The following is a 4,130-nucleotide window of genomic DNA, read 5'->3' as shown; positions in this document are numbered from 1 at the left end:
GGCATCGGCCGCGCCGCGGGCGGCGGCGTCGGCGGTGGCCGCGGCGTCGCTCACCTTCTTGTACTGGCTCAGTTGATTGTTCGTGCGCGCGGCGACCAGGTCCACGACCGACATCTGATCGAGCATCTGCTGCGGGGAATCGCTGACCAGCAGCGAGGTGAGCTGATTGGTGCGGCTGCCCATGAGCGCGGCGGTGGCGGCCCGATCGATCGCGGGCTGGAAGCGTTTGATCTCGTTGCGCGCGGCGTCGAGCACCCCGGCCGCGTCGGCGGCGGCGGTGTCGGCGACCTCGGCGGCGGCGACCTTGGTGTCGAGATCGGTCTGCGCGTTCAGCGCGGCCTGATTGAGCTGCTCGGACTGGCGAGACAGGTCGATCAATCGCTGTACGGCGTCACCCGCGGTGGTGGGCGCGGCCACCGGATCCGCGACGACGGGCCCGGCCGCGGCGCTCCCGATCACGAGGGCGCCCACCGTGAGGGCTCCACCCACCAGTTGTCTGGTGCGTTGCTTCCGCTGCTGCGCTGCCACCGTCGGCATGTCCCGTTCTCTTGCCCCAAGCCGGAAAAGAAGGTCTCGATAAGATTACGAAACAGCGGCCGCATATGTCCAGCAGGCCACGGAACCATTACGGCCGCCGCTTCGTCCGCAGGTCACAGACCTGCGGTTGGTACTAGATCCGGCGGGCGCCGTCGAACGGCATGGACGAGATCGGGGCGACCTTGACCGGCTGACCCGAGGTCGAGGCGTGCACGACGTTGCCGTCGCCCACGTAGATCCCGGTGTGGCCGCCGCCGTAGAACGACACCACGTCGCCGGGCTCGAGCGCGTCGGCGGACACGGGGTAACCGGCGTTGAGCTGCTCATAGCTGGTGCGCGGCAGCTCGATTCCGGCCTGCGCGTACGACCACTTGACCAGACCGGAGCAGTCGAAGGCGTTCGGGCCGGTGGCGCCGTACACGTACGGCGAGCCGATTCGGCTCATCGCGGCGTTGACCACTTCCTGGCGCGGGCTCACCTGGGGAGCGGCCGGGGCGGCGGGGACGCCGGGGATCTCGACGCCGGGGATGGCGGGGATGGTGACCGGAATCGACTCGGGCACACCGGGGATGCCCGGGGGCAGCTGGACCGCGTCCGGGACATCGAACGTGCCGACGCCGGGGATCGTGACCGGCTGCGCCGAGGCGGGCGTAGCGGGCAGCAGCAGCGCGCTCAGCGTGGCAGCGCCGACGGCGCCGGCCGAGAGGGCCCGCTTGACGGTGTTGGTCGCCATGGTGAGGTACTTCCAATCTGCCCCGCGACGCCGCACCGGTTTGGTGGGTCGGACTCCGCGAGGTCTCAGGAAGATTACGAGCCGATAACGGTGCTTTGTAAAGCCGCGACCAACGCCGGGTGGCCTGGAATTGTTAGGCGCCGTCATTTCGCTGCGACAAACGTCACAGCAATCACGAAAAGATAACAACGCCCGAATTGCCAGGAGCGTCCGAACCGCTACCCGTCGGTAAGTTACCGGGCTCGGCAACCCCTCCTTGCAGGCACGATCTCCTATAACAGCAGTTCAGCGCTGCCGTGCATAATCAGGCCCTGACCGGGCGACTTGCCATCCGGACCGAGGCGGGCCCTCTCAGACAGCACTCACCCGCCATCGTCGTCGCGATTGCACCACACCCGTCGGTACTCATACACTTTCCGAATCAATGTGACCCTGGTCACAAACTGGCATATTTTCGCAATCCGGGGATTGCATCTCGAGAATCTCGAGCAGATAAACGGACATTTCCCGGATTCGTCCCGGGCGGCGAGGCGCGGCCCGAACCGCCGCGCTGACCGGCCGGAGAAGTATCGCCGCTGGTAGCGGCGGGACGGGTGCCGGGTGTCGTACCCCCGCCCTACGATTTCGGCTCGTGCCGGAACAGTTGGCCTTCGACGAGCTCGAAACCCCGCTCTACGCGACCACTTTCGTGATCGTGGACCTCGAAACCACCGGGACCAGCCCGGATGGGGACGCCATCACCGAGATCGGTGCGGTGAAGGTGCGCGGGGGCGAAGTGCTGGGCGAGTTCGCGACCCTGGTCAATCCCGGCCGGGCGATCACCCCGCAGATCGTGCAGATCACCGGAATCACCACCGCCATGGTTTACGACGCGCCCCGGATCGAGCAGGTGCTGCCCGGATTCCTGGAGTTCGCGTCCGGATGCGTGCTGGTGGCGCACAACGCCCGTTTCGACACCGGGTTCCTGCGGGCCGCCGCGGCGCGGATGCAGGTGCCCTGGCCCGCTTTTCAGGTGCTGTGCACGGTGCAGCTGGCCCGGCGGGTCCTCGGGCGCGACGAGGCGCCCTCGGTGAAGCTGTCGGCGCTCGCGGAACTGCTCGGCGCGCAGACCCGCCCGACGCACCGCGCGCTCGACGACGCGCGCGCCACGGTGGACGTATTGCACGCGCTCATCGCACGGGTGGGGAATCAGGGCGTGCACAGCCTCACCGAGCTGCTGGACTACCTGCCGGAGGTGACGCGCCGCCAGCGCGCCAAACGGGTGATCGCCGCGGACCTGCCCGCCACCCCCGGGGTGTATCTGTTCCGCGGCCCGTCGGACGAAGTCCTCTATATAGGGACCGCGGTGAATCTGCGCCGCCGCGTGCGCAACTACTTCACCGGATCGGACACCCGCCCGCGCATGCGCGAGATGGTGCAGCTGGCCACCCGCGTCGATCATGTGGAGTGCGCGCACGCCCTGGAAGCCGGTGTCCGCGAACTGCGTCTGCTGCTGGCGCACGCCCCGCCCTACAACCGCCGCTCGAAGTTCCCCCAGCGCGCGTGGTGGCTCACCCTCACCGAGGAGCCCTTCCCCCGCTTCGCCGTCTCGCGCACCCCGACCCGGGACGCGCTGGGCCCCTTCAATTCCCGCACCGAGGCCGTCGAGATCGGCGTCACCGTCGCCGAGAACTCCGGCCTGCGCACCTGCACCACCCGGCTCCCGCGTACCGGACAGCACGACTGCCCGCCCGCGGTGGTCGGCGGCTGCCCCGCGAGCGCCGAGAACACCCCCCTATATATAGAGGAGTACGCGCACGCTCCCGAACGCGTCCGCGCCCTGTTCACCGGCCGCTCCCCCGAGATTCTCGAAACGATTCAGGAGAAGCTCGAAATCCTCTCCCGCGCAGAGCATTTCGAGGCCGCCGCGCGCCTGCGGGACCGCACTCTCCCGCTGATCCGGGCACTGCGCCGCACCCAGCGCCTCTCGGCCCTGGCCCGTATCCCCGAACTGATCGCCGCCCACCCCGACGGCGCCGGCGGCTGGCACTTCGCCGTCATCCGCCACGGCCGCCTGGCCTCCGCGGGCAACGCTCCCCGCGGCATCTCCCCCATGCCCACCGTCGACCGCCTGGTGGCCGCCGCCGAAACCGTCATCCCGCCCCGCCTGAATCCCCTCCCCGCCGCCGCCCCAGAACCCCCTGCGCCCGAACTCATCTCATCCCCGTCTCCCGAGCCCGACCCGCCGCGCTATCCCCCGCTGCACGGCGCCCTCCCCGAGGAAACCGCCCTCCTGGTCCGCTGGCTCGAACAACCCGGCACCCGGATCGTCCGCACCACCGACGGCTACCACGAGCCCCGCCACGGCGCGGGCCCCTGGCTCACCTGGGCCGCCCGCGCCGAAGCCGCCGCCGACCCCGACCCGATCACCCAAGTGCCACAGCCAGATACACCCCCGCCAGCATGAGCGCGTAGGCCACCAGCAATCCCCGGCCCGCCCATTCGAACACCCCGGTCCACTCCCGGGGCCCATACCGCCGCCCCACCAGCCGCATGAGCGGAAGAATCACATCGGCGTCATCGGTATCGGGCATCACGAGCAGATACGCGAGCAACAGCACGTCGGCCGACACCAGCCACGGCGTGATCCCCGGTGACACCAGATATCCGGCCACCACCGGGGGCACGAGCAACGCCACGAACGGCCAGACCTTCACGACCATCGACAGGGTGATCCAGCCCGGGGCCAACAGCCGCCGTCCCCCGAACGCCGCCCCCGCCACGAGCCACTGCCACCACACGATCGACACGAATCCCCCGTTCCCCGCACCGAGACTAACCCGGGTACCCGGAAAACGGGGAAGGCCCCGAGTCGATTACG

General features: G+C 69.4%; 3 protein-coding genes and 1 pseudogene. 1 reads left to right on the top strand and 3 read right to left on the bottom strand.

Annotation, left to right across the window (positions count from 1 at the left end):
• Positions 1-537 (bottom strand): annotated as a pseudogene (locus tag ABZ319_RS40175) (protein p60 precursor); the annotation flags it as partial.
• Between the two features lie 133 nt (positions 538-670).
• Positions 671-1,270 (bottom strand): C40 family peptidase, encoded by a 600-nt coding sequence (locus ABZ319_RS40170; RefSeq protein ID WP_354991844.1) that lies wholly within the window; start codon positions 1,268-1,270, stop codon positions 671-673.
• Positions 1,271-1,901: 631 nt separating this feature from the next.
• On the opposite strand from ABZ319_RS40170, the gene ABZ319_RS40165 reads away from it, so the two are divergent.
• On the top strand, positions 1,902-3,716 hold the full coding sequence (locus ABZ319_RS40165) for a DEDD exonuclease domain-containing protein (RefSeq protein WP_354991843.1): 1,815 nt from the start codon (positions 1,902-1,904) through the stop codon (positions 3,714-3,716).
• On the opposite strand, the gene ABZ319_RS40160 is transcribed toward ABZ319_RS40165, so the two are convergent.
• Entirely contained in the window at positions 3,676-4,059 is a 384-nt protein-coding gene (locus ABZ319_RS40160) for a hypothetical protein (protein WP_354991842.1), read from the bottom strand. The genes ABZ319_RS40165 and ABZ319_RS40160 overlap by 41 nt on opposite strands.
• Between the last annotated feature and the right edge of the window lie 71 nt (positions 4,060-4,130).

The sequence above is a fragment of the Nocardia sp. NPDC005978 genome, from assembly GCF_040614455.1.
Lineage (GTDB): Bacteria > Actinomycetota > Actinomycetes > Mycobacteriales > Mycobacteriaceae > Nocardia.
Note: the sequence above shows the minus strand (reverse complement) of the source record. Positions and strands in the feature narration are given on the sequence as shown.

Coding starts and splice junctions, on each gene's coding strand:
- ABZ319_RS40170 (WP_354991844.1), bottom strand. CDS start 1,270: ATGGCGACCAACACCGTCAAGCGGGCCCTCTCGGCCGGCGCCGTCGGC.